Genomic DNA, 23298 nt, shown 5'->3' with positions numbered 1-23298 from the left:
CCCGAAATCACCCTTACGAATACAACCAGACGCGCATTAACGAAAGAAGCTGATCCGTGCTGATCGGTTTCTTCATATAATCGGAGGCTCCGGCTTCAATACACTTGGCCCGGTCCTCCTTCATAGCCTTGGCTGTGAGGGCGATAATCGGCAATTTCTGGTACTGCGGCATCTGCCGGATGCGGCGCATAGCTTCATATCCGTCCATCTCCGGCATCATCATATCCATCAGCACCAGATCATAATCACTCTGTTCGACAAGCATGTCGATGGCCTCGCGGCCGTTCTCGGCAAATTTCACTTCCATATGATAGCCTTCGAGCACGCTGGAGAGGGCAAAGACGTTGCGGATGTCGTCATCGACGAGCAGAATTTTTTTACCTTCAAACAGTTCCTCTTTATTGTGCAGCTTTTGCAGGATTTTACGCTTATCTTCCGGCAGATTTGCTTCTACCCGGTGCATGAACAGCGTTGTCTCATCCAAAAGCCGTTCCGGCGAGCGGACATCCTTGATGATAATGGATTCCGCATATTTGCGCAGCTTGGTCTCTTCCTTGCTGTCCAGATCCTTGCCGGTATAAATAATAATCGGCAGATCGTTCAGCTCCTCATCGTCGCGGATCTGATCCAGCAGCTCGAAGCCGGTCATATCATCCAGCATCAGATCAAGCACCATACAGTCATATCTCTGCTTGTGCAGCTCATTCAGCGCCTCTTGGCCTGAAGACACCGCCGTAATCACTACATCGTCATGTCCGATAAGCTCCTCGATGGAACGGCGCTGGATATCGTCATCCTCGACGATCAAGAGATGCTTCATCGTGCTGGCGGTGTAATTCTCAATCTGCGAGAAGGCCCGGTCCAGCGCTTCACGGGAGGACGGCTTTCTGAGGTAGGCCATCGCTCCCATCATGAGCCCCTGCTTCATCTCATCATTCACAGAGATCACGTGCACCGGAATATGGCGCGTCTGGGAGTCGCTCTTAAGCTCCCTCAGAATCGACCAGCCGTCCATAACCGGCAGCTGGATGTCGAGGATGATTGCGTCCGGCAGCAGGGTCTTGGCCATCTGCAGGCCGATATCACCCTGCAGGGCTACCAGCCCCTTGAAGCCGCGTCCACGGGCCATGCCCAGCAATATCTTGGCAAAGCTCTCATCATCCTCAATAATCAGCAGCACCTTGTCGCCGCTGGCAAGGGATTCCCGGTCATCTTCCACAACTACAGGCTTAGCAGGTGTAGGCGTGATATCCCCTGCCTGATCCCATGAAAGTTCCTCCCGGAACTCCTCAAGCTGCAAGGGCTCCCCGGCAGGAGCGGCTTCAACCGCTCCCGGCAGCAGGCTAAAGTTCCCCTGAACCGGCAAATACAGTGTAAATATGCTGCCTTGTCCTTCACGGGACTCCAGTCCGATGGCCCCGCCCATCAGGCGGGCTAATTCGCGGCTGATCGACAGGCCAAGCCCCGTGCCGCCATATTTGCGGCTCGTCGTACCGTCAACCTGCTGGAACGCCTCGAAGACGATATCCATCTTATCTGAAGGGATGCCGATCCCGCTGTCCTTGACGGATATGGCAATATAATCATAATCATGCGGCAGATAGGCAGGCAGCCGCTTGACGTCCGCACGGCTGACAGAGAACTCTACATACCCTTCGCTCGTGAATTTGAAGGCATTGGACAACAGGTTACGCAGGATCTGCTTCAGTCTGTGACTGTCGCTATATACGCTGTCCGGAAGCGGCTCGTCAAAGGACAGGCGCAGCGACAGCCCCTTCTGGGAAGCCAGCGGAGCAAAGTTCTGCTTCACGAAGGTCTTCAGCTCGACGAGCGGAATTTCTTCATGATTCAGCTCCATTTTGCCGGCATCGACCTTGGACAGATCGAGAATCTCATCAATCATCTTAAGCAGATCCGCACCTGACATATAGATGGTATGGGCGAATTCCACCTGCTTCTCGCTCAGATTGCCTTCCTTGTTCTCCGTAAGGAGCTGGGAGAGAATCAGCAGGCTGTTCAGCGGAGTGCGCAGCTCATGGGACATATTGGCGAGAAACTCGGATTTGTATTTACTGGTTACTGCAAGCTGCATAGCCTGCTTCTCCAGCTGCATACGGGCATGTTCAATTTCATCCTTCTTCTCTTCAACCTCTTGCACCTGATCCTGCAGGGCACGTGTCTTGGAGACCAGCTCTGTATTGTAATGCTCCAGCTCCTCCTGCTGGCGCTGCAGCAGCTCCTCTGAACGCTTCAGGGCATCCGTCTGCTCCTCCAGATTCTCGTTGGAACGGCGCAGCTCCTCCTGCTGGGTCTGCAGCTCCTCCGACTGGCATTGCAGCTCTTCCGTGAGCGCCTGCGATTCGCGCAGCAATTCCTCAACCACAAGCCTGCGGCTGATGTTGTTCAGAATAATCCCCAGATTATTGGAGAGCTGATGCAGCAGTTCATTCTGCAGCACCGAGAATGGTGTGAAGGAAGCGAATTCCACAACACCCAGAATCTCATCCTCGAATAAAAGCGGGTGGATCGATATATAGCTTGGATGCGACTCCCCGAATCCCGAAGACACCGAGATATAGTTGTCAGGCGCCTCCGTCAGCTTGATCGGCAGCTTATCCAACGCGCTCTGTCCGACCAGTCCCTGACCGATCTCGAAGCTCTCCTTGGGCGTAATTCCCTCCTCACCAGCATAAAAAGCGCTGCTGACCAGCAGGTTCGGATTATCCTGGCTCTTCAGATAGACGGCACCATACTGCGCTCCAAGCACAGGCGTGAACTCACTGATGAAGGTCTGGGCTACCTGATCCAGCGAGCTGACACCGCGCAGCAGCTCCGTAATCCGGGCAATATTGGCATTCAGCCAGGCCTGATCGCTCTGTGCCTGGGCATAGGATCTCTCGAGCTGCTGCTTCTGCTCAATATCCTCGGCCATCCGCTGGAATACCCGGGCCACATCGCCGATCTCATCCTTCGACTTCACCTTGATCCGGCGGATCGCCCGCATTTTACCGTTGCCGAAGCTCGTAATCATCATGGAGACGACACTTAGGCCGCGCGTGATGCTCGGTATCACCCACAGAATGACACCCAGCCCCAGCAGCAGCCCCAAGACCATAATCAGGGTGACCATCTGAATCGATCGGCTCGAAGCCTCCTGGGCGTTAGCAGTCTCCTCCGTCATCCGGAAGGCATTGTAATCAGACAACGCATTCAGGCTGTTCAGCACCTCGTTCTGAATATCCTGTCCTTCTGCATTGCGGTACGTATTGGCATTCTGAAAGTATCCGGCGCTCAGCATCTCCAGGACCTTGTCCTGATACTTCAGATAGCCGGAATAGGCATTCTCAATCCGGGATAACATCTGCAATTCCTCTGCCGTCTTCAGCGAGGCCTTAATATTCTCCAGATGTTCCGCAGACTTCAGCACCTTGCTGTCAATTTCCGCCTTCTGCGCTTCCAGGGTTACAGTATCGGCATTAAGCATGGAAGTGGTCAGTATCCGTGCCATGTCGTTCACTTCCCCGCGAAGTCCGGAAGAAGCACGGCCTTTGCTATATCTCTCCTGGTAGCTATCCAGCTGATTGCTCATATAATGGAGCCTGTCATACCCGATCAGGGTAAGCGCCAGCATAATCGCCAGCATGGCACTGAATCCGATCAGCAGCTTAGCCTTAATCTTCATTCCTTATCGGTTCCTTTCTTCAGCGAGATCCACACCAGGCATTTATCATCATCACGTTCCGAATTGACCGGCTCGCTCAGGAAGGCAGCGCGCACCAGATCTTCCTGCCAGTCATGAGTGGCATTCAAATGCCCGACCATGAATTTCAGCTGCTCCTCCTGCTCGCCCTCCACCATCTCCATGAGGCCGTCCGTGAACAGCACCAGATGACCCTCGTCTTCGTAGCTGAGGCTCTGCTGCTGGATATCGATCCGGTCAAACAGCCCGACAGGGTGGCCGTTGCTCTCAAGCAGGACAGGCGTCTTGGCCTCCCCTTCAAAAAACAGCGCCGGCGGATGTCCGGCATTCACATAATTAATCCGCTTCATGCGGGTATCAATGACAAGATAAATCGCCGTGAAATAATACTGGACCAGCTGCTTCTCAATGTGTAGCTGGTTAAAACGCCTGTTAAGCTCCTGAATGACCTTCTCCGGCTCCACATAGGTGGTTACGGTATCCTTCAGGACCGAGGCCAGGAACATGGTAAACAAGGAGGACGAGATACCGTGGCCCATCATATCCAGCAGGATGACCGCATAGCGCCCGTCTCCCAGCGGATACCAGGCATACAGATCCCCGGCCAGCTCGAAGGAAGGCTGGTAAATCGCATGTACCTCCAGGGTCTCCTCGGCAAGCGGCAGACTGAGTACCGCATTCTGCACCAGCGCAGCCAGCTTCAATTCATCCTGTATCCGCTGGTCCCGCTCCTTATGCCAGTCCTTCTCGCGCTTCAGCCGCAGCGCGAGGCGGATACGGGCCATCAGCTCCACCTTGTTAATCGGCTTCGTAACATAATCCACCGCTCCGGCATCCAGCGCCTCCGCAAGCTTCTTCGAGTCACCTACAGCCGTAACCATAATAATAGGAATATCCTTCAGATGCTCATATTGCTGGACCACACGGCAGGCTTCAATCCCGTCCATTTCCGGCATCATCATATCCAGCAGAATGAGATCCACATCGGACGGCCGGGGCTGCCCGCTCTCTTCCCCTGCACCGACGCCCAGCAGCTTCAGCATATCTTTGGCGGACGAAGCCGTTATAAAATTCCGGTAATCTTCCTTCTTGAGGATCTCACGGATAATAATTACATTAGTAGGATTGTCATCTACGATTAATATTCTCAAGCTCCCTCACCTCACGCGAATAATGTGTTAAGGCCATACACCCGCAGCACTCTCATTCTATCATACGATATTTATACGGCCTGTTACCAACCAGCTAGATATTGGCATAAAGCAGGTCCCGGCTTCAACAAAGTAACCTCCAGCTCCACTAACATCTAGTGGGACTGGAGGTTACGCTATTGTACTATTAAGGTCAGCGAAGACGACCCGCGATTATTGTGGGTTTCTTTTGGCAATGACCAGAACCTTGCCTGTATCAAGCTCTTTCTCGTAAAATGCCGCCTCCGCTGCGCTGAAGCCCAGTGAAGTAATCTTGAAGCGTAAAGCGTCGCCGCGCGAACGGAAAAGGTTGGCAATGGCACCGAACAGCCCTTCTTCACTCAGCCCCACTTCATTAGTATCTGCGGCGTCCACGATACGCCCTTCGCGGTCTTCATCGTGACTGATCACATAAAGATCCTCTCTGGTGTAGCCGCTGCTACGGAGCCGATTCACTTCTTCGATCGCCTGAACGCCGTTCTCCAGCAGCTTGGCATAAGCCTGTGTACCTGTTGAATCCATGAGATCACTCTCCTTCATAATGAATAAAGGCCCAGCCACCGGATGGATGACTGAGCATTCATTAACCCAAATCGCCGCGCTTGAAACAGCTTCAGAAGGAATAAGCGTCGAATAAATCCAGCCCGGCCCATTCGCCGCTCTCCGTATTGCGGTAGATCTTGAGCGCAGCCTCTCCTCTAATATAAACATCCCCATCCTCAGCTTCAAAATCAGGCGCTCCCAGCATATCCTGCACGTTCATGGCCTGCGGATCAAGCATCCGTCCATTGAGGCTCAGACCGTATTGTCCGGCCTGGGAAGGCGAAGCATGAACATACAGGACAACACCGCCGCATACCCCCGCCGAGCTATCGGCATACTGATATTCCAGGCAGCCCGCCCAAGGATCTTCAGTAATCTGCTGAGGAGTTCCCTTAGCCTGCCGCAGCTCCTCTTCCGTCATATATAAGCTAATACCGGACAAGGAGTCGAAGCTGCTTATGTAGAGATCGGCAGCTGCGCTATGCTCGAAGGCGAATATTACCGGCAGCTGTGCAGCGGTGCTAGGAGCGGGAGAAACAGTCTCATCCTGCGGCGGTGCAGAGATGAAGGGAGCAAGCAGACTAAGCAAGAGAATAACCAATTTCATAGGGTTCCCGCCTTTCATGAGCTGGTATTGCCCCGTCCTGAGCCCCGCCGTATTTCATTCCATTGTATTAATGGCGGAATTTCTGCCAGATTGCAGCGGCTGCATCCACGCCTTTGAGGGCTGAGGCTATCTTGCCCTTGGATTTGCTTGAACTCACTGCCTCATAGGATTGCACGGTTCTCTCCTCGGCCGGTGTTAACGGGGCTTCTGCGATGGATACCGATTTTGCCTTATCCTTCAGTTCACGTGATTTACGGAATTTCTCAATTACCGTTACAGATACCTGCTTCACGGTCAATGTCAGCTCGTTCATGACATCGCCCAGATTCTTCACGGAATCCACGATCGGGTCAATCTTCTGAATTTTACCCTGCACATCCGCTGTGATGTCATTGGCATGCCGGACGGTTGTTTTGACTTCATAGGTAAGCTCATCAATCGTCTTCTGAACCTCCTGCAGAGTCTGACTGACCTTGTCGAGCGAATCCTTCGCTGACTTCAAGGTTTTGATTAAGAAGAATACGAGTACTGCGAATGCGATAGCAGCCAGTGCTACGCTAAGTTCAATGATCATTGTGGATAACCCCTTCCAAGTGTCTAAATTATCGGTTTGCACTGTCTGATACTGCATAGTTACCCTTACAGAATTGGGCCGAAACAAAGGCCAAGCCCCTGGAATCCTCTTCCTTTCCTTCCTGTTTCAAATGGATAAGCCCCGTTTAAACAATGATTACATCAACGCACAGAAAGGATGACATCTCATGCTAAGATGGTCAATAATTCTGCTGGTAGTGGCCCTGATTGCCGGTATCTTCGGATTCTTCAATATTGTGGCGGCGGCTGTCGGCATCGCCAAAGTATTGTTCTACATCTTCCTGATCCTCTTCGTGGTCTCACTCTTTATGGGGCGCAGGGGACGATCTATGTAGGCAAGCCCACGTTAGCTGACTGCCAGGCAGGCAGTGCTGCAGGCCCGGAGGCCTCCGTCAGGAGATCTCCGGGCCTCTTGCTGTTCACGCCAGTCTTATGTAGTGTTGAAATGGACTTCATTCCCCTTCAAAAAGTATAGGCCTTTCCGCTCAGGTTGTCATCCGTGATTCAGTTCGTAATGAGGCGTTCCCCGCTAAGGCCGGACAAGAAAAATAAAATTTATTGATGCCGCTGGTTCATTCAATGCAATTTATGTTTACATCCTTATTAGCACAGCATGAACATAGAACATCTCACCATCATACCTAGGAGGAATCATCGATGAAAAAATTAGCCAGTTTAACAGTAGCAATGGGTCTTATGGCTTCCTTGGCAGCAACAGCTTCCGCAGCTGAGGTAGTAACAGGAACAACAGAAACTACCAAAACCACTTCTTCCGATGCAGTAACTACTGTAACCGGAGTGACTTACCTGAACCCGGCAGACCCGATAATTACACAAGCTGACATCAAGCCAGCAACACCTCAGGTCATTCTGACCAAACTCACAGCATTCCATCTTTCTGCGGGAAGCACAACTGCTATTGGCTGGTTGGGTGCACAGACTGTTGATACTACTGGTGTGATCACAAAAGACGCTATGGGCAACGAATGGAGAGAAATCTACACTTGGCTGGGTAAAGCCTGGATCAAGGTTCCTGCCTCTGCATACGTAATCAATCCATAAGCGATTGGACATATAGGAGTCATAGCTGCTCCACTCATATGTTGCAGCTATGACTCAACGGATGTACCTAACAAGGCACGTGGACGCCAATCCAAACGGCCTTTTTTTGCGTCTAATGGATGCTAAATCCCCCACAAAAGCATATAAAAAGGGTTATCCCTTCAGTAGAAGATTCTACTGAAGGGATAACCCCGCCATACATCCGCTTGTAGTTCACCCGTCACAAACTTGTATTGCCTGTCGCTTCTTGCTGTCCTAGCTGTATATATTAGCGGATGACCGAGCCTCCGTACAGGAAACGGTTCATCCAAGAAGCGCTAAGATTATCCACTCTTACACCGCCGGAGCTTACTGAATAGGTATGCAGCAGCTTCCCGTCACCCAAATACATGGCGACATGCGTAATTCTTGCCGTAGATTTGTTGATTCCGGTATAAGCAGAGGGAGAAGTTCCTTTATAATCCATGAAGAACATCAGATCTCCCCGCTTCAAGCCGGATACATCCGTAACTGCACCACTGTTCTGCTTCACCCAGTCCCCTTGCTGCCGGGAATCGGCAGGCAGCTTCAAGTCCGCTGCATCCATGAAGATCTGGCGGATGAAATCCGAGCAGTCGAAGGTACGCGTATCATTACGGCTGGAACCGAATTCATACGGTGTTCCCAGATAACCCATCCCCGCTGCGATCACACGTTCAATCACAGCAGTCTGCCCGGCTGCAGGTACAGGTGCCGGAGCTGGTGTTGGAACCGGTGCCGGCACCGGTGTCTGAACAGGTACAGGTGTTGGAGCTGGAGTGGCTGGAGCAGGCGGCGATGAAGCACCCGCTGTAATATATTGATCGGATGAGCTTGTATAACCCACCGTCCCATTTGCCGTTCTTATTTTGTACCAATAGCTGTTAGTCTCTTCGAGAATGGTTACCTGATCATTCTTATAGAGATATCCAACCACTTGACCGCTGGTTGCAGGGGTCTCCCTTACACGGACCGTGGCCTGAATCACCGCTGTCCGGGACGCAGGTGCGGAAGCTGTAACTACCCGGATATAGGAATCCCCCGAGCTCATATACCCCACAATTCCCTCTGCCGTTCTTACTTTGTACCAGTAGCTGTTCGCAGCTTCCAGAATAACGACCCGGTCGCCTTTATTCAGATATTTCAGTACCGTGCTGCTGGTAGACGGATCTGTACGCAGCCGTACCGAAGCTTCAATAATACCTGTCTGTCCAGCGGACGCCGCCAATGTTGTAATCGAAGAATCCGTTGCAGCGAAAGCCTGTCCTGGACTGAACACTCCCAAGGATAATGCCAGTGATGCGGAAACCCATAACGATGCTGTAATTTTCTTGCGTGATACGATCATAGCGTTCCCCCGCTTAGCGTATTAAGAAATACAACAACGGCGCGCGCTACGTTTGTTGCTTTCTGCCCTCATTATAGGCTGGCCCGGGATTTGGAACATGCTCCAAATTTCACAAAAAACCTTTCCATCTTATGGTAACATGCAGGTCTATAGTCGCGATTTCTCCTTGGATTTGGTGGAAATTACAGCTAACTAGGAGAAATCATGGAATGTTAGTCCTTGGGCTCCACGTGAACTTGCACATGCATGATGTTGTGCAGCTTGGTCATCCGTTCTTCAATAGAGTCGCTGATCTCATGCCCTTCCATGACCGTCATGCGGGCATTCACCTCTACGACAACATCCACCAGCACATGATTGCCGTGTACACGGGCCTTCAGATCCTTGATGCCCTCTACGCCCGGTGTACGGGCAATGGTGCTGCGCAGGTCCAGCAGCTTGTCTTCGTCAAATCCGTCAGTCAGCCGGTACGTCGAATCGCGGAAAATATCCCAGGCGGTCTTGATAATCAGCAAGCCGACTCCGATGGCAGCCGCGGAATCGATCCACGGCAGTCCGAACTGTGCCCCTACAATCCCTACAGCTGCACCTACGCTTACGATAGCATCCGAGAAATTATCCTTAGCAGCAGCCATCAGCGCATGATTATTGATCCGCTTCGCCAGACGCTTGTTATATATATATACCCCCATCATCGCTACGGCACACACCAGCGCCACTCCGGCCGACCAGAGATGCGGTACAGCCTTGCTTCCCTCAAACAAAGAGCGTACCGCTTCCACTATAACCTGGATGCCCACCAGCGCCATAATGAAAGAAGCCATCAGCGCGGCAACCGTCTCGGCCCGGAAATGTCCATAGGTATGATCGGAATCCGGCGGCTTCCGCGAGATGCGCAGCCCGATCAGCACCGCCAGCGAGGCTACAATATCGGTTAAGTTATTGAAGCCGTCTGCCAGGAGCGCACTGGAAGCGAACAAGTAGCCGCAGATCAGCTTGAAGGCAGACAGAACCAGATAAGCAGCAATGCTGACCATCGCACCCTTTTCACCCTTGCGTATATCCTCATAAATATCGGTCATTTCTGCCGCCCCTCCTATCCTTTGCCGCATAATTACAGGAAAACTTTCTTTGAGTTATTCTTGCCCTTGTAGCAGCATTTAAAAACAATTAGAATAAGGAATAAGGACTTGCTGCCTAAGGGGGTAACATAATGAGCGAGAACACTGAGAAACCAAAAATTAATTTGGCTGATGCCATCCGCCAAAAGCTGGAGCAGAAGAAACAGCATGCTTCAGGAAAACCGGGTTCAACCTTCCAGGCCGGCTCCGCGAAGCCGCTGAAAAGCCAGAATAACAAGAAGCCTAACAACCAGCGCCGCCGGACTGGCGGTTCCTAGACTTCCAGGTTGTTGCCTATGGTGAACATAAACGGCTGCGTAATCCCTCCGGGGACGACGCAGCCGTTTTCATATGAACTCATAACTGTTCATTCTGCCTATATCTAGTTCTTAAGCCTCTACAGGGTACATCCGGGCACGCATTTCCTTGATCTCCGGGTTCTCCAGATACTCGTCATAGCTCATCGTACGGTCAATGATTCCAGCCGGAGTAATCTCGATAATGCGGTTGGCAATCGTCTGGATGAACTGATGGTCATGGGAGGTGAACAGGATCGTGCCGTCAAAGTCGATCAGGCCGTTATTGAGCGCGGTGATCGATTCCAGGTCCAAGTGGTTGGTAGGCTCATCGAATACCAGCACGTTGGCTCCGTTCAGCATCATCTTGGCCAGCATACAGCGGACTTTCTCGCCCCCGGACAATACGCTTGCCTTCTTCAGTGCTTCTTCGCCGGCGAACAGCATCCGGCCCAGGAAGCCGCGCAGGAAGGTCTCATCCTGATCCTTGGAGTATTGGCGCAGCCATTCGACCAGGTTCATGTTCACCCCGTCGAAGTAGCTGGAGTTATCCTTAGGGAAATACGCCTGGGTTGTGGTCACTCCCCAAGTATACTCACCCGCATCCGCTTCCTTCTCGCCCATAATCACATCGAACAGCAGCGATTTAGGCTGGGAATGCGGTCCTACAAAAGCGATCTTATCCCCTTTGTTGACTACAAAGCTGACTTCATCCAGCACCTTCTCGCCGTCCACTGCCTTGGTCAGGCCGCTGATCGTAAGCAATTGCTTGCCGGCTTCACGCTCCGGCTTGAAGTTCAGGAACGGATATTTACGGTTGGACGGACGGATGTCATCCAGGGTAATCTTCTCGAGCTGCTTCTTACGGGAAGTCGCCTGCTTCGATTTCGAGGCGTTCGCCGAGAAGCGCTGAATGAAGGCTTGCAGCTCCTTCATCTTGTCTTCCTTCTTCTTGTTGGCATCGCGCTGCAGCGCCTGGGCCAATTGGCTGGACTCATACCAGAAGTCGTAGTTGCCGACATACATCTGGATTTTGCCGAAATCGATATCCGCAATATGCGTACAGACCTTGTTCAGGAAGTGACGGTCATGGGATACCACGATAACGGTGCCTTCGTAGTCCATAAGGAAATTCTCCAGCCAGCCGATCGATTCGAGATCCAAATGGTTGGTAGGCTCATCGAGCAGCAGGTTGTTCGGACGTCCGAACAGGGCCTGGGCCAGCAGGACCCGCACCTTCTCGTTGCCGCTGAGTTCGGCCATTTTCTTGTCATGCATCTCACGCATGATGCCAAGACCGATCAGCATGGCGGCTGCGTCAGGCTCGGCGTCCCAGCCGTTCAGCTCCGCGAATTCGCCTTCCAGCTCACCGGCACGAAGTCCGTCCGCTTCGGTGAAGTCGCTCTTGGCGTACAGGGCGTCCTTTTCCTTCATAATTTCATACAGGCGGGTATGACCCATGATTACGGTCTCCAGCACCTGGAACTCGTCATACTCGAAATGGTTCTGTTTCAGTACGGCCAGACGTTCACCGGGTGTGATGTGCACATCGCCGATGTTCGCTTCGATCTCTCCGGACAGAATCTTTAGGAAGGTCGATTTGCCGGCGCCGTTCGCGCCAATCAGACCGTAGCAGTTGCCGGGTGTGAATTTTATGTTTACATCCTCAAATAGTGCGCGTTTTCCGTAGCGGAGTGTTATACCGCTTGTGCTAATCATTAAGCATTACCATCCTTTTCACATAGGTTCCGGCTCATTATAGCATAAAATCAAGCAAAATGGCCCTTATTACGGCTCTTATTTAAGTAGAAGTGTTCAATACAAGCCTTCTCCGGGTTATTGCCCCGCCGGGCGTTCCTCGGGCTGGACGACCAGCGTCTCCCCATAGCCCAAAGTACGGATACGCTCCTCGCCAAGCCCCTGCGCCACCCTCGCCTGCTCCATCCGGTCCAGCGCTTCGCGGGCGGTATCATCGGCCAGCCTGAAGGTTCCGAAGTGCATCGGAATCATCAGCTCTGCCCCTACATCAAGGAAGGCCTGCACAGCCTCCTCTGGATTCACATGTTGGGAGTTCATGAACCATTCAGGCTCATAAGCGCCAATCGGCATCAGCGCAACATGCAGCTTGAAGCGTCTGCCGATCTCCTTGAAGCCCGGGAAGAAGCCGCTGTCTCCGGCAAAATAGAGATTCGGCGGAAGCAGCTTATGCTGCGCCTTGCCCTCCTCCCCCTCCGGGTGCTTCTGCGGGTCTGCCGGCTGAAGCACATAACCGCCCCAGTGCGAGGAATTCGTATCGAACGGCGTTCTCCGCGTCCAGTGCTGGGTCGGGACAAACGTCAGCTTGACGGCGCCCAGCGTAATCTCCTGCCACCACTGCATTTCCCGGCAGTTCGGGAAGCCTTTGCGGAGCATTTTGCGCTTAAGTCCGGCAGGCACGACAATGGTTGTTCCTTCCCGGTACAGCTTGCGGATGGACGCAATATGCAGGTGATCGTAGTGGGAATGGGAGATCAGGATCAGATCGATAGGCGGAATATCCGCGAGCGGAATGCCCGGCTGCCCGATCCGCTTCTCGAAGCCCAGCCGCCGCGCCCAGATCGGATCGGTGATGATATTAAGCCCTTCGTATTGCAGAAAAAAAGTCGAGTGCCCGATCCACGTGATCGTCGTCTCCAGCCGGTTCCCGGCCAGATAGTCGAGCCGCGGCGGATGATTCGGCACCTTATAGGTGTAATCCTTCTTCTTCCGGCGGCGTTCCTCGCGCCATTGGCGGAATTCCTTAAGCGTTTTATCGGTGCTTACATTGTCGATATTGTTATAACGTATTCTGGCCATAGCAAGAAACACTCCTTATAGCAGATTTGCCATTTCTGTTGCCGGGCGGCAAACCACATATCTTAACTATAGGGTTCCGCAGAATCATTTGCAAAATTGCAGGGCCCTGCAAAACCTGCAAACCCCATAGAAACTACAGGGCACTCATTACAAATTGTACCCAAATGGCTGAGCGGGAAACGTACGGGCTTCTTTTGGCAGGCAGGATGGTAAATGATGCGGATTTAGCGGGCGGTAGCGGAGAGATATGGGAGTAAGTAGTGACTTTGGCAGCTGCTTCGACTGATGGATTCGATAAAATCCTGCACGAATTGCCCCCCCTCCCAATCTCAGCCTCATATCCAGGATTGTTGCATAAATGTCAGCAATTCTCCTCCACCATGAGGCCTAAGCGGAACAATTCCTGCATTTCATGCAACATTCCCCTAATACCCCGGTTATTTAAGAAGTCAAAATTGCAAAATGTGCAACATTTCTGTTTGCGTTGCTGTATCAACTAATTCAACTATTTAAAATTTTAGCGGGTTCAGTCCTCCGCCCTTTGTATTCACCTGCTCAAATGAGGTAAAATGCGGGTAAAGCAAACGGTGCTTACTACTTCAAACGAGGAGCTGACGTATGAAGATTACATTTATCGAACCGACACCCAGTCCAAATACGATGAAGCTTCACCTGGACGAAAGTCTTGAACCCGGCATTCGCCGGACGTATACCCCGGAGACCCGGCGCTCCGCCCCTTCCTGGGCGCAGGAGATGCTGGAGATTCCGGGCGTGACCAGTATTTATCATGCCGCTGACTTCGCCGCGCTGGAGCGCAAAGGCAGTGCGGACTGGGCTGCAATTCTGCGCGAGGTCCAGAACCGCTTCGGAGCGGACGGCCTCAGCGCGGAATACAGTCTCGGCGATGAGAATGACGGCGCCCACTTCGGGGAGTCCCAGGTGTTCGTGCAGATGTTCCGCGGCATCCCGATCCAGATCCGCGTCAAGACCGGCGCGAAGGAGGAGCGCATCGCCCTCTCCAGCCGCTTCACCCAGGCGGTGACCGATGTGGCCAGCGCCGTGATGATCAAGGAGCGCAAGCTCAGCGATTACGGCGTACGCTACGGCGAGCCGCCGGAGATTGCCCGCGAGGTCGAGCAGGAGCTGGAGGCGGCGTATCCGCAGGAACGCCTCGACTCCCTCGTGCAGCAGGCCATCGCGCACGGGGCTGCCGGCGAGTTCGTCGAGCAGCGGCATAAGAAAGAGCAGGCCGAGCTGCTGCGGGACCTGCAAGCTGAGGATTGGCGCGTGCGCTACGCCGCGCTGGAGGATCTGGCGCCGGGCGAGCAGCTCCTGCCGGAGCTGCGGGCGGCGCTGCACGACCCCAAGCTGCAGATTCGCAGACTTGCGGTCGTGTACCTGGGCGACATCCGCACGCCAGGTGCGATGGAGCTGCTCTATGAGGCGATGCAGGATCGCGCCCCGGCCGTGCGGCGCACAGCCGGGGACACGCTCTCCGACATCGGCGACCCGGCGGCGACGCCGGTGATGACGGCGTCGCTCAGTGATGCCAGCAAGCTGGTGCGCTGGCGGGCGGCACGCTTCCTGTATGAAGTCGGGACAGCCGAGGCCCAGGACGCGCTGAGCGTTGCTGCCGAAGACCCCGAATTCGAGGTGGGGCTACAGGCCAAGATGGCGCTAGAGCGGATTCTGTCCGGCGAGGAAGCGGCGGGAACTGTCTGGCAACAGATGTCAGAGCGCCGGCGGAGCTGACGCCAGCCTGCCGTATTTTGTCATTGCCTGAGAAGCCGGTATGCATTATACTGATTCCTGTTGTTCATATCGTTCAAAGATAGCCTCATCATACCTAGGATGAGGTAGAGGTCGCGGATAAGAAGAGTAAGCGCGTGGAGATGCCTAAGAGCCATCGGTGATACGCGCCCAAAGGAATATCCGCCGAAATCGCAGCTGCTGCTCTTAGTCCGCAGCTGCGATTGGGGCCGTTTGCCGAAAGGCGCGGAACTGTCACTGTGTATTGCCGCCTGCCAGGAGACTGCGGGAGCTGCACTGTGTTGCGCTATCTTAACAGGGAGTATGATGCGGAGCCTATAATCAGGAAACCGCAGCGTCCGTCTGCGGTTTTTTTGCGTGCAGCATGCCGGGAAGAAGACACCGGCACATGCAGGCAGCGGCACTCCCCCTGTGAACAGAACCATCAATCTAAAGGGAGTGTCTTATTCATGCAAGCACAGCAGCCTAAACGGCCGGCAGTACAGGCGGGCAACGCCAATACGCCGGGCCTGCGCAAATCCTTCAAAGCAAGACATCTGACCATGATCGCCCTCGGCGGCTCGATCGGAACCGGATTGTTCCTCGCCAGCGGCGGGGCCATCGCCTCCTCCGGTCCGGGCGGAGCACTGCTCGCCTACACGGCCGTCGGCATTATGGTCTATTTTCTGATGACCAGCCTTGGGGAGCTGGCAACCTATCTGCCCGATTCCGGTTCCTTCAGCACCTACGGTACAAGGTTCGTCAGCCCCGCCTTCGGCTTCGCTATCGGCTGGAACTTCTGGTACAACTGGGCGGTGACTATTGCAGCCGAACTGTCAGCAGCCACCGTTATCATTAAGTACTGGTTCCCGGACAGCCCTTCGTTCCTGTGGAGTCTGCTCTTCCTGGCGCTCATGTTCGGCCTGAACTTCCTGTCTGCGCGGGGGTACGGCGAGTCGGAATACTGGTTCGCCATTATCAAGATTATTACGGTGGTCGTCTTCCTCACGGTCGGCGTCCTGATGATCTTCGGGATTCTGGGCGGCAAGGCCGTGGGCTTCAGCAACTTTCAACTCGGAGGCAGCTCGTTCCATGGCGGCTTCTTCGCCTTCGTCGGGGTCTTCATGGCCGCCGGGTTCTCCTTCCAGGGAACAGAGCTGGTCGGTGTCGCCGCCGGGGAGAGCGAGAATCCGCGCCGCAACGTGCCGATCGCGATCCGCCAGGTGTTCTGGCGCATCCTGATCTTCTATATTTTCGCGATTGCTGTCATCGGCCTGCTGATTCCTTATACGAATCCCGACCTGCTCCGCGGCGGTATTGATGATATTGGCGTCAGCCCGTTCACCATCGTCTTCAACAAAGCAGGGCTGGCGATTGCCGCCTCGGTCATGAATGCCGTGATCCTCAGCTCCGTGCTGTCTGCCGGGAACTCCGGGATGTACGCCTCCACCCGTGTCCTGTACGCCATGGCCAAGGATGGAATGGCACCGCGCGCGCTCGGCAAGCTGAACCGCAGAGGTGTTCCTGTAGGCGCACTGCTCGTGACAACCGCTGTCGGCATGCTCGCCTTCCTCGCCTCCTTCTTCGGAGACGGCGCGGTGTACAATTGGCTGCTTAACGCTTCCGGGATGTGCGGCTTCATCAACTGGCTCGGAATTGCCGTCTGCCATTACCGTTTCCGCCGGGCCTTCGTGAGGCAGGGCCATTCGCTGGAGGAGCTGCCTTACCGGGCTAGATGGTTCCCGTTCGGTCCGCTGTTTGCCTTCGCTCTGTGTATGGTCGCCGTATTCGGCCAGAACATGGGCGCCTTCACCGGTGCGAAGATCGACTGGTACGGCATTCTGGTCTCCTATGTCAGCGTGCCGCTGTTCCTGCTGATCTGGCTGGGCTATGGCTGGTTCCGCAAGAGCAGCCTTATCCCGCTGGAGAAGTGTGATCTGAGCACCCACGCAGACTGATTCATTGCAGCAGAAGTGGAAACGGCATTGCCGTCCTTCTAAGGACGGTACCGTTTCAGCAAAAGACCGGTTTTGATCCCGCAGCAACGGGCCAAAACCGGTCTTTTGAGTATCGGTAGCTTAAGTTAGCTTCTATTCCTGAGGACCCCCTGCTACTGCTGTTTATGCCCAGGTTGTAATCGTCTCGACTGGCAGACGGTAGGATGGATACCCCTCTTTGGCCGCTTTGCCGATCGAGATCAGCATGACCGGCTGGAACCGTTCTTTGTTTAGGCCAAAAGCTTCTGCAATATGCTCCTTGTCATACCCGGCCATCGGATTGGTATCGTATCCGTGTGCACGGGCTACAAGCATCAGTTGCATGGAGATAAGTCCCGAGTCGATCAGACTCACATCCCGCAATTCAGACGCGGCAGCGTGGGCATAATAAGGCTTAATCTGTTGCAGCTGCATATCCATTACGTCGCGGGGCATGTATCCAAGCTCCACGGCTTTGCTGAAAATTTCATCCATATATTCACTGTTGTCCGCATCATAAAATACCGCAATCACAGCCGAGGAGGTTAACGCTTGTGTCTGGTTGAAGGCGGCCAGCGGCGCCAGCTTCGCTTTGCCTTCAGCGCTGTCAATGACCAGGAACCGCCATGGCTGCATGTTAATGGCTGAGGGGGCCCGGGAGGCTTCTGCCAATATCTCGGTCATTTCTTCCCTGCTGATTTTCACCTCAGGATCATAGATCTTCACGGAACGGCGCTCCAGGACGATCTCATTGAAATCATTGGTTGTATGGTAATTCTTCGTCATTGTATTCATGTGCATTTCTCTCCCTTTATATATGTGTAATGGTGTTGTAGAACGTTGAACATATTCACCACTAGGAGAATTGTAAACTATAAAGTATACTTCATAGCAAGAACAATAAATGGGGGATTGCCATGAAAACCAGCGAAGTCGCCATAAGGGCTGACCTTCCGATATCAACCCTGCGCTACTATGAGAAAATAGGCCTTATTACGGAGGAGTACATCCTCAGAGAAGAGAATAATTACCGGAATTATGCCCCGGAGATTATTCCTTACCTTGAAGTCATAAAGAATAGCTTAGCTGTTGGATTCTCAATCCAGGATATTAAATCGATGATCTCCAAGCAGGGAATATCGAAAGATGAACAAAAAAGGATCATCACCGACAAAATTACGGAAATTGAAGCTGCGCAAAAAAACCTGGAGGCTTCCAAGCAGTCTCTTTACCAGCTTCTCGAAATGAATATTACCTGTGAGAACGGGTACGGAAAATACTAAAACCCGGAGCTGTGCTCTAGGGAGTCGTATAAAGACACGGGTGCCGGGGGACGCTAACCTGTAATTCCAGCTCAAGGAGGCCTTTATGAAAAAAATATGGACAGTAGCCTTGTTGACGTTAGCCCTGGTCCTGAGCAGCCCGTTAAGCCGGAGCTCCGCTGCACCTGACTATGCCCGGTGGGGCACCATCGCCGTGAAGGAGACGCAGCAGAAATACAACGCCGAGATCATCGATTACAAGCACATCGGCCGGACCCAGATCAAGCCGAAGCTTGCAGAAGAGAAGTTCAAGCTGCTGGTCCGCAGCAAGGCGGGCCGGGAATTCGGCGTAGTCGTGATGGTCCGCTTCAATCCTTCAACAAACAAGCTTCAGACCATCCAATTCCTGGAGACCAAAGCCTGAAGTGCACCCTGGCTGGTTCGCAGGGGTAGCTGACACTATTTTATTTCCAGGTCACATATACCTTAAGATCTCCTGTATTCTCGAACGGCGAACTGTTGAAGGCCAGGTTATTCAGTCCCAGCCCGTATAGCACCTGCAGATCCTGCCTCAGCAGTTTGTCGCTTCCGCGATAGCGGAAGAGCAGCGACTGCTGTCCGGCCTCTGCCGCCTGCTTCGCAAGCACCTTAAGCTGTTCCGCCGACGAAACCACCTGATTCTCCTCGTACAGCCAGTAGTTCAGGTCCTTCTGTAACGTCTTGTATGCCTCCACCCCTTGCCCCCCTTGATTGACCAACTTAGTTAAGGTCTGGGCATAACTGGTGGAGGCCGCCGGATAGGACTTCGTCCAAGTGTGGTCAAGCCGCATCTGGGCATCCGTCCTCATATAATAGAGCGTGCTGATTCCGCCCTCCGGACTAGGGTCCGGGTCATCCCAGGTGGTGTCGAGATGATACCATGCCCCGTTCAAGAGCACCAGATTCCAGGCATGCGACTGGGTCACACCGTCTGCCGCCCTGGCCGTCCCTTCCACAATTCTGTTCGGAATCCCCGCCCCGAGCAGCAGCTTATAGGTCAGCAGGGTATAGCCCTGGCAGACCGCACTCCCGGTCTGAAGTCCCTCATAAGCGGTGTATTTGCGGTGCGAGTGATCATATTCCAGATTCAGCACGACCCAGTCGTGGATCGCTTTTACCTTCTGGTGATTGTTCATCCCCGGTGTTATGATCTGCTGCAGAATAGCCTTCACCTGCTTGTTCACATAGGCCGTCTCCTGCAGCGTCTCCCGGTATTCCACCTGAACCGTCACATGAACAGCCCGCGTGCTTCCGCGGTATGAGAAGGCATAGCTGTCAATAATATAATACAGGTACGGGTCGCTCCCCATTGCCTGATTGATCGCTGTCTGGATCTCACTCTTCAGCTTGGCGGTCTTGCCCTGATAAGTGAAGGTAATTGTCTCTCTGCGGTTACTCATCGCTCCGGCCAGCTTCTGCGTCATCCCTTGCGTGGTCTGCACCACCGCCGAATCCGATGCAGCATACGCATGCTCGTATCCCCAGTACGTCGCAGGCGGTAAAGCAGCAAATACAAGCATAAGTCCAACCGCCGTCTTCATCAGCGATCCCTGTCTTTTCCCCATATGATCCGCGCGCCTCCTGCAATCTATATCATCGGCCACAGCCGTATACTCTATAGTAAATGCCAATCATGCCATGTTTACAACTTCAACCTGAAGAACGGGAATCCGTGCCAGCCTGACCTATTCATTATATCATCTCTGACCGTCCAACTAGTACAGCATCAGATTTAAAATGGTGAAGTCAGGGCCCCCTCTGCTGGAGGACTCAGTGTAACAGATGGTAAAGAATGCACCCGGGTTGTAGCGAACCATCAGAGATTAGTGTATTCTGTGCAACTAAAAACAATGAAACGGATGGCTTTCCTTTTCTAACTGTATTTTGTACAATTAAATCTGCCACGTTGGGCGAAAATCCAGATATAGACACATTTTAATTGCACGAAATACAGCTAAACTGAGATTCGGCGGCACACCAGGCGATTTAGTTGTATGGATTGCAATTAAGCCGATCCCTTACACCCTAATCGGGGCGCGGCAAACCCTCAGCAAGCGATTCGTTAAAGTAATTTTCACAATTTAAAATCTGATGCTCTACTGGGCGTGGATAGCACAAACAGGTCAATCATGGTGGTATCTGACCATAATCAACCTGTTCAATGTAACGTAATAACATTATTTGGGTTATAAATTCAAGCATTAATGTGCCTACATAAGAAATAACAAAATCTCTATACAGGTATTACATGGGTTAAATGTGTTATTGGTTGAATGATGGGTTCATTCGGCACTGGGTAGCTCCACGTAAGGACAATAACTTTGATTAAATTACCCTAACTTAAGAAGCGTATGACGTTGTATCAGGAAAAACTCCATCTCCTTGTTTAAGTATTCTAATTAGTTTTGAAGCCGCAGAAAAATAATAAAAATTAGTAGTCGTATCTGGAACCTTCTCAAGCTCTTCAGGTTCTCCACTAACTTTGTCCAACCTTAACTTTCCTAATCTATCTTTATCAGGACCAAATTTATACACTACAAAATCTTCTGTTTCTTCTTCCTTTACCATTAAAACGTATGTAGCCATGCTTATCTCCTCCTCATTCTTCGAATACGCTGTCAGACCAATTATAATACTTTTGAGCTTCTGCATGTCCTTGTTCGTAAGTAGCTCCATGCTTTTTCATGTACTTAGATTCAAACAATTCATGGTTAAGCAATGAGATGTCATTCTTATTATAGTTCCCTTTCATTAATCGTTCCCACGCCAAAGCTTGTTGATAATTTGGATCAAATAGCCTTACTTCACCATTATCAAATTTATGCTTTTCAATGAATAGATGATTCTTAATCTGCTGAATATCAGCTTCCTTCCAACCTGTGTTCTTAGCTATGTCACTCGTATCATTTTTCATAATTTTAAAATCTTTATACATATTTATTGCCGCATCTTCTTGTCTCATATACTCAGTTACGGAAGTGAATTTCGCTTTAGGAACATCTACATTATCAATTCGTTCGCCCTTAGCATTGTGCGTTGGGTTAGGCGTCCCATTAGGATGAATTTTACCCGTCCCCTCAACCCTACCACCCCCACCATCCACCGCATCCATATACTTCTGCTGCACCGGTGTCTTCGGCAAGGCCGGTGTATCGGGGATCTCTCCTATCTTAAACACAAACCCCTCCGGCGTCTGCACCACCGGACCCAGATTCGGAAGCTTCTGTTTGATCCCTTGCAGGGCATCCTTCGCCGCTTGGCTGACGACGTCTTCTACCTCGCCTAGCACTTTTCCCACTTTACCAGCCTTCGTGACTTGTAGTCCAGGAACGAGGATGGAAGCGACCGAGCCCAGCATTCTCGCCTTCTCTTCCGGGGTGCCCTCATCAAATTGATGATACGCCATCTTCGCCGCTTCCACCAGCACTTCAGGATGGTCAATGAGGTATTGCGCTTGCTGCTTCATTTCTGTGGTGGTTTTGACCGGGTCTACAACTAATTTGAAAGCAAAGGTTGCCGTGCCCGCTACACCCATGACGACCTCTTTCACCAAGCCTTCGGTAAAAGCCAGCACCACCGTATCCGCCTGACGAACCCGACTCTCCCACTTCGTCAGCCCGTAGGTATCCTCCAGCCACCCCAGATAACTGGTGTACATCGGGGTGAGAGATTCATTTGGCACATAGACTTTAGCCTGATAAAAGTCCCACGTAGTCTCATTTTCCTTGTTATCTGCGGTAATTGGCATGCCGTCCGGCAGCGTGAGCGGTGGGCCGTTCAACCGCCGCTGCGCTTCCATCTGCTCTTGAACCTGCTTAAGAGCCGCTGCGATCTGAATTTCCTGCCGCTTCGCCACAAGCTGACTCCGCGCATAGGCTCCGGCGGCGGTCTTCTCCATGGCCAGCCGCAAAAGCAGTAAATATTCTTCGTTATGTAGTAAAGGAACCTTCTCCGCCGTAATTGACGGATCATACTCACAGGCGGTAACCGCTGGTTGCTTATAATGGGCGCTTAGATCCTTGCCCGGTTCATAGTAGATCTTGGCTACGCCTAGAGAAGCCAGCTTCTGCCGGGCCTCTTCGGCCTTTGCATGAACAGCCTCCATCTGCGCCTGATTGCCGAACGCCTGATACACCTTGAAGGCCATCTGGGCCTTAGCGATCTCATTCCGCGCTGCGAAGATATCGTTCAGCTTGCTTTGCGCAGCGATACTCTCTACGGTCAGCAGGCCGGAGGTCTGAATGACCTTCCTGAGCTGCTGCACCACCGGGTCCCTGCTAAGCTCATCTTTTCTGGATAGAGCAGCAATCGAAGTGATGAGGTTCGTCGCACTTCGCTGCACAAATTCGGGGATAGAGAACCGCCCGGCGGCTGGTTGCAGCCCCAAGCTGCCGAAGGCCGCGAGCAAAAGATTAAATTGCCCCGTCAGCTTGTCCGCCTCCCGCTTATTCTCTTCCTGCAATTCCGAGACGCCTCTCAGGGCGACCCGGATGATATCCTCTAATTTCTCCGCTTCTACGGTTAATTCATTGATCAGAACCTGGGCCTTGACCAGATGATCGCCCATCGGAATGCCGCCCCAGCCGCTGGACTGGCCCTTCAATTGAAGGTACAGCCTGTTGGTGTCCTGGCTCACCTGGCCGATCTTCGTCTGCAGGCGCCGGACTTCATCTTCGTTAAATACTAGCTTCGTTGACGCCATAGCCACCCTCCCCGCCGGACACTAGTAGAGCATCAGATTTAATTCTGTGCATAGGTTTAAATCCCGGAAGTTCCGAAAAACGGAACTACACCGGCTGGACGAGTGTGCTCCTAACGGACCTGAGGGACTCTATTCCCAGGAAAACGTCACTTCTTGCGGTTTAACGGACGGAGTGGACCTTATCGTCTCTCTACGAGAGGTTTAAGAGTAGAATTCCAAGAATAAGCGCTCTGGGGTCCGTTATGTTGCCCAAGTG

20 protein-coding genes and 1 riboswitch are annotated in these 23298 nt (G+C 52.7%); of the genes, 7 read left to right on the top strand and 13 right to left on the bottom strand.

Features of this window, described 5'->3' with window-relative positions:
- Positions 1-13 precede the first annotated feature (13 nt).
- From NSS64_RS00940 to NSS64_RS00920, 5 genes are all read right to left on the bottom strand, one after another.
- The gene (locus tag NSS64_RS00940; protein WP_341138925.1) at positions 14-3682 is read right to left on the bottom strand and encodes a response regulator; all 3669 of its coding nucleotides are present in this window, start codon (positions 3680-3682) and stop codon (positions 14-16) included.
- Positions 3679-4851, bottom strand: a complete 1173-nt coding sequence (locus NSS64_RS00935) for a fused response regulator/phosphatase (protein ID WP_340937990.1) — start codon at positions 4849-4851, stop codon at positions 3679-3681. Before NSS64_RS00935 ends, NSS64_RS00940 begins: the two co-directional genes overlap by 4 nt.
- Positions 4852-5064: 213 nt before the next feature.
- Positions 5065-5412, bottom strand: coding sequence for a general stress protein (locus NSS64_RS00930; protein WP_076080447.1), 348 nt, complete (start codon positions 5410-5412; stop codon positions 5065-5067).
- A gap of 91 nt (positions 5413-5503) precedes the next feature.
- Positions 5504-6040, bottom strand: a complete 537-nt coding sequence (locus tag NSS64_RS00925) for a hypothetical protein (protein ID WP_341138924.1) — start codon at positions 6038-6040, stop codon at positions 5504-5506.
- Positions 6041-6107: 67 nt separating this feature from the next.
- A complete protein-coding gene (locus NSS64_RS00920; protein ID WP_341138923.1) occupies positions 6108-6614 on the bottom strand; it encodes a DUF948 domain-containing protein in 507 nt (168 codons plus the stop codon).
- A gap of 187 nt (positions 6615-6801) precedes the next feature.
- On the opposite strand from NSS64_RS00920, the gene NSS64_RS00915 reads away from it, so the two are divergent.
- Positions 6802-6969, top strand: coding sequence for a DUF1328 domain-containing protein (locus tag NSS64_RS00915; protein WP_036694965.1), 168 nt, complete (start codon positions 6802-6804; stop codon positions 6967-6969).
- Between the two features lie 322 nt (positions 6970-7291).
- On the top strand, positions 7292-7696 hold the full coding sequence (locus NSS64_RS00910) for a hypothetical protein (RefSeq protein WP_340937986.1): 405 nt from the start codon (positions 7292-7294) through the stop codon (positions 7694-7696).
- 268 nt (positions 7697-7964) lie between these two features.
- On the opposite strand, the gene NSS64_RS00905 is transcribed toward NSS64_RS00910, so the two are convergent.
- Positions 7965-9062 carry a C40 family peptidase gene (locus NSS64_RS00905; RefSeq protein WP_341138922.1) on the bottom strand — a complete coding sequence of 366 codons (1098 nt, stop codon included), beginning with the start codon at positions 9060-9062 and terminating at the stop codon, positions 7965-7967.
- Between the two features lie 212 nt (positions 9063-9274).
- Positions 9275-10144, bottom strand: coding sequence for a cation diffusion facilitator family transporter (locus tag NSS64_RS00900; protein ID WP_341138921.1), 870 nt, complete (start codon positions 10142-10144; stop codon positions 9275-9277).
- Positions 10145-10275: 131 nt separating this feature from the next.
- On the opposite strand from NSS64_RS00900, the gene NSS64_RS00895 reads away from it, so the two are divergent.
- Positions 10276-10461, top strand: coding sequence for a hypothetical protein (locus NSS64_RS00895; protein ID WP_340937983.1), 186 nt, complete (start codon positions 10276-10278; stop codon positions 10459-10461).
- A 111-nt stretch (positions 10462-10572) separates the two neighbouring features.
- Here the strand turns inward: NSS64_RS00895 and NSS64_RS00890 are convergent, their stop codons facing one another.
- Positions 10573-12198: an ABC-F family ATP-binding cassette domain-containing protein gene (locus NSS64_RS00890; protein ID WP_036730319.1), complete on the bottom strand. Its 1626-nt coding sequence runs from the start codon at positions 12196-12198 to the stop codon at positions 10573-10575.
- 117 nt (positions 12199-12315) lie between these two features.
- Positions 12316-13314 (bottom strand): MBL fold metallo-hydrolase, encoded by a 999-nt coding sequence (locus NSS64_RS00885; protein ID WP_341138920.1) that lies wholly within the window; start codon positions 13312-13314, stop codon positions 12316-12318.
- Positions 13315-13932: 618 nt separating this feature from the next.
- Here NSS64_RS00885 and NSS64_RS00880 point away from each other — a divergent pair.
- Together NSS64_RS00880 and NSS64_RS00875 are read left to right on the top strand one after the other, a co-directional pair.
- Positions 13933-15066, top strand: coding sequence for a virulence factor (locus tag NSS64_RS00880; RefSeq protein WP_340937981.1), 1134 nt, complete (start codon positions 13933-13935; stop codon positions 15064-15066).
- 97 nt (positions 15067-15163) lie between these two features.
- Positions 15164-15381, top strand: a riboswitch (Lysine riboswitch).
- A 152-nt stretch (positions 15382-15533) separates the two neighbouring features.
- Positions 15534-17021: an amino acid permease gene (locus tag NSS64_RS00875; protein ID WP_340994491.1), complete on the top strand. Its 1488-nt coding sequence runs from the start codon at positions 15534-15536 to the stop codon at positions 17019-17021.
- A gap of 162 nt (positions 17022-17183) precedes the next feature.
- Here NSS64_RS00875 and NSS64_RS00870 read toward each other — a convergent pair whose 3' ends face one another.
- Positions 17184-17834 (bottom strand): nitroreductase family protein, encoded by a 651-nt coding sequence (locus NSS64_RS00870; RefSeq protein ID WP_341138919.1) that lies wholly within the window; start codon positions 17832-17834, stop codon positions 17184-17186.
- 122 nt (positions 17835-17956) lie between these two features.
- Here NSS64_RS00870 and NSS64_RS00865 point away from each other — a divergent pair, with 122 nt between their 5' ends.
- Both NSS64_RS00865 and NSS64_RS00860 read left to right on the top strand, forming a co-directional pair.
- Entirely contained in the window at positions 17957-18322 is a 366-nt protein-coding gene (locus NSS64_RS00865; protein WP_341138918.1) for a MerR family transcriptional regulator, read from the top strand.
- Positions 18323-18407: 85 nt separating this feature from the next.
- Positions 18408-18725: a DUF3889 domain-containing protein gene (locus NSS64_RS00860; protein ID WP_076080423.1), complete on the top strand. Its 318-nt coding sequence runs from the start codon at positions 18408-18410 to the stop codon at positions 18723-18725.
- Positions 18726-18765: 40 nt separating this feature from the next.
- Here the strand turns inward: NSS64_RS00860 and NSS64_RS00855 are convergent, their stop codons facing one another.
- From NSS64_RS00855 to NSS64_RS00845, 3 genes are all read right to left on the bottom strand, one after another.
- Positions 18766-19905: a transglutaminase domain-containing protein gene (locus tag NSS64_RS00855; RefSeq protein WP_341138917.1), complete on the bottom strand. Its 1140-nt coding sequence runs from the start codon at positions 19903-19905 to the stop codon at positions 18766-18768.
- A gap of 775 nt (positions 19906-20680) precedes the next feature.
- Positions 20681-20926 carry a hypothetical protein gene (locus tag NSS64_RS00850; RefSeq protein WP_341138916.1) on the bottom strand — a complete coding sequence of 82 codons (246 nt, stop codon included), beginning with the start codon at positions 20924-20926 and terminating at the stop codon, positions 20681-20683.
- A 13-nt stretch (positions 20927-20939) separates the two neighbouring features.
- Positions 20940-23042 (bottom strand): hypothetical protein, encoded by a 2103-nt coding sequence (locus NSS64_RS00845; RefSeq protein ID WP_341138915.1) that lies wholly within the window; start codon positions 23040-23042, stop codon positions 20940-20942.
- Positions 23043-23298 lie beyond the last annotated feature (256 nt).

Origin of the sequence: Paenibacillus sp. FSL H8-0122 (assembly GCF_038005345.1) — a bacterium.
In the GTDB taxonomy this organism is placed as follows: domain Bacteria; phylum Bacillota; class Bacilli; order Paenibacillales; family Paenibacillaceae; genus Paenibacillus_AQ.
Note: the sequence above shows the minus strand (reverse complement) of the source record. Positions and strands in the feature narration are given on the sequence as shown.

What these genes read in the sequence shown, in the direction of transcription:
- NSS64_RS00870 (WP_341138919.1), bottom strand. Translation starts at nt 17,834, where the DNA reads ATGAATACAATGACGAAGAATTACCATACAACCAATGATTTCAATGAG.
- NSS64_RS00880 (WP_340937981.1), top strand. Translation starts at nt 13,933, where the DNA reads ATGAAGATTACATTTATCGAACCGACACCCAGTCCAAATACGATGAAG.
- NSS64_RS00845 (WP_341138915.1), bottom strand. Translation starts at nt 23,042, where the DNA reads ATGGCGTCAACGAAGCTAGTATTTAACGAAGATGAAGTCCGGCGCCTG.
- NSS64_RS00855 (WP_341138917.1), bottom strand. Translation starts at nt 19,905, where the DNA reads ATGGGGAAAAGACAGGGATCGCTGATGAAGACGGCGGTTGGACTTATG.
- NSS64_RS00940 (WP_341138925.1), bottom strand. Translation starts at nt 3,682, where the DNA reads ATGAAGATTAAGGCTAAGCTGCTGATCGGATTCAGTGCCATGCTGGCG.
- NSS64_RS00910 (WP_340937986.1), top strand. Translation starts at nt 7,292, where the DNA reads ATGAAAAAATTAGCCAGTTTAACAGTAGCAATGGGTCTTATGGCTTCC.
- NSS64_RS00925 (WP_341138924.1), bottom strand. Translation starts at nt 6,040, where the DNA reads ATGAAATTGGTTATTCTCTTGCTTAGTCTGCTTGCTCCCTTCATCTCT.
- NSS64_RS00900 (WP_341138921.1), bottom strand. Translation starts at nt 10,144, where the DNA reads ATGACCGATATTTATGAGGATATACGCAAGGGTGAAAAGGGTGCGATG.
- NSS64_RS00875 (WP_340994491.1), top strand. Translation starts at nt 15,534, where the DNA reads ATGCAAGCACAGCAGCCTAAACGGCCGGCAGTACAGGCGGGCAACGCC.
- NSS64_RS00860 (WP_076080423.1), top strand. Translation starts at nt 18,408, where the DNA reads ATGAAAAAAATATGGACAGTAGCCTTGTTGACGTTAGCCCTGGTCCTG.
- NSS64_RS00890 (WP_036730319.1), bottom strand. Translation starts at nt 12,198, where the DNA reads ATGATTAGCACAAGCGGTATAACACTCCGCTACGGAAAACGCGCACTA.
- NSS64_RS00920 (WP_341138923.1), bottom strand. Translation starts at nt 6,614, where the DNA reads ATGATCATTGAACTTAGCGTAGCACTGGCTGCTATCGCATTCGCAGTA.
- NSS64_RS00865 (WP_341138918.1), top strand. Translation starts at nt 17,957, where the DNA reads ATGAAAACCAGCGAAGTCGCCATAAGGGCTGACCTTCCGATATCAACC.
- NSS64_RS00885 (WP_341138920.1), bottom strand. Translation starts at nt 13,314, where the DNA reads ATGGCCAGAATACGTTATAACAATATCGACAATGTAAGCACCGATAAA.
- NSS64_RS00895 (WP_340937983.1), top strand. Translation starts at nt 10,276, where the DNA reads ATGAGCGAGAACACTGAGAAACCAAAAATTAATTTGGCTGATGCCATC.
- NSS64_RS00930 (WP_076080447.1), bottom strand. Translation starts at nt 5,412, where the DNA reads ATGGATTCAACAGGTACACAGGCTTATGCCAAGCTGCTGGAGAACGGC.
- NSS64_RS00905 (WP_341138922.1), bottom strand. Translation starts at nt 9,062, where the DNA reads ATGATCGTATCACGCAAGAAAATTACAGCATCGTTATGGGTTTCCGCA.
- NSS64_RS00850 (WP_341138916.1), bottom strand. Translation starts at nt 20,926, where the DNA reads ATGGCTACATACGTTTTAATGGTAAAGGAAGAAGAAACAGAAGATTTT.
- NSS64_RS00915 (WP_036694965.1), top strand. Translation starts at nt 6,802, where the DNA reads ATGCTAAGATGGTCAATAATTCTGCTGGTAGTGGCCCTGATTGCCGGT.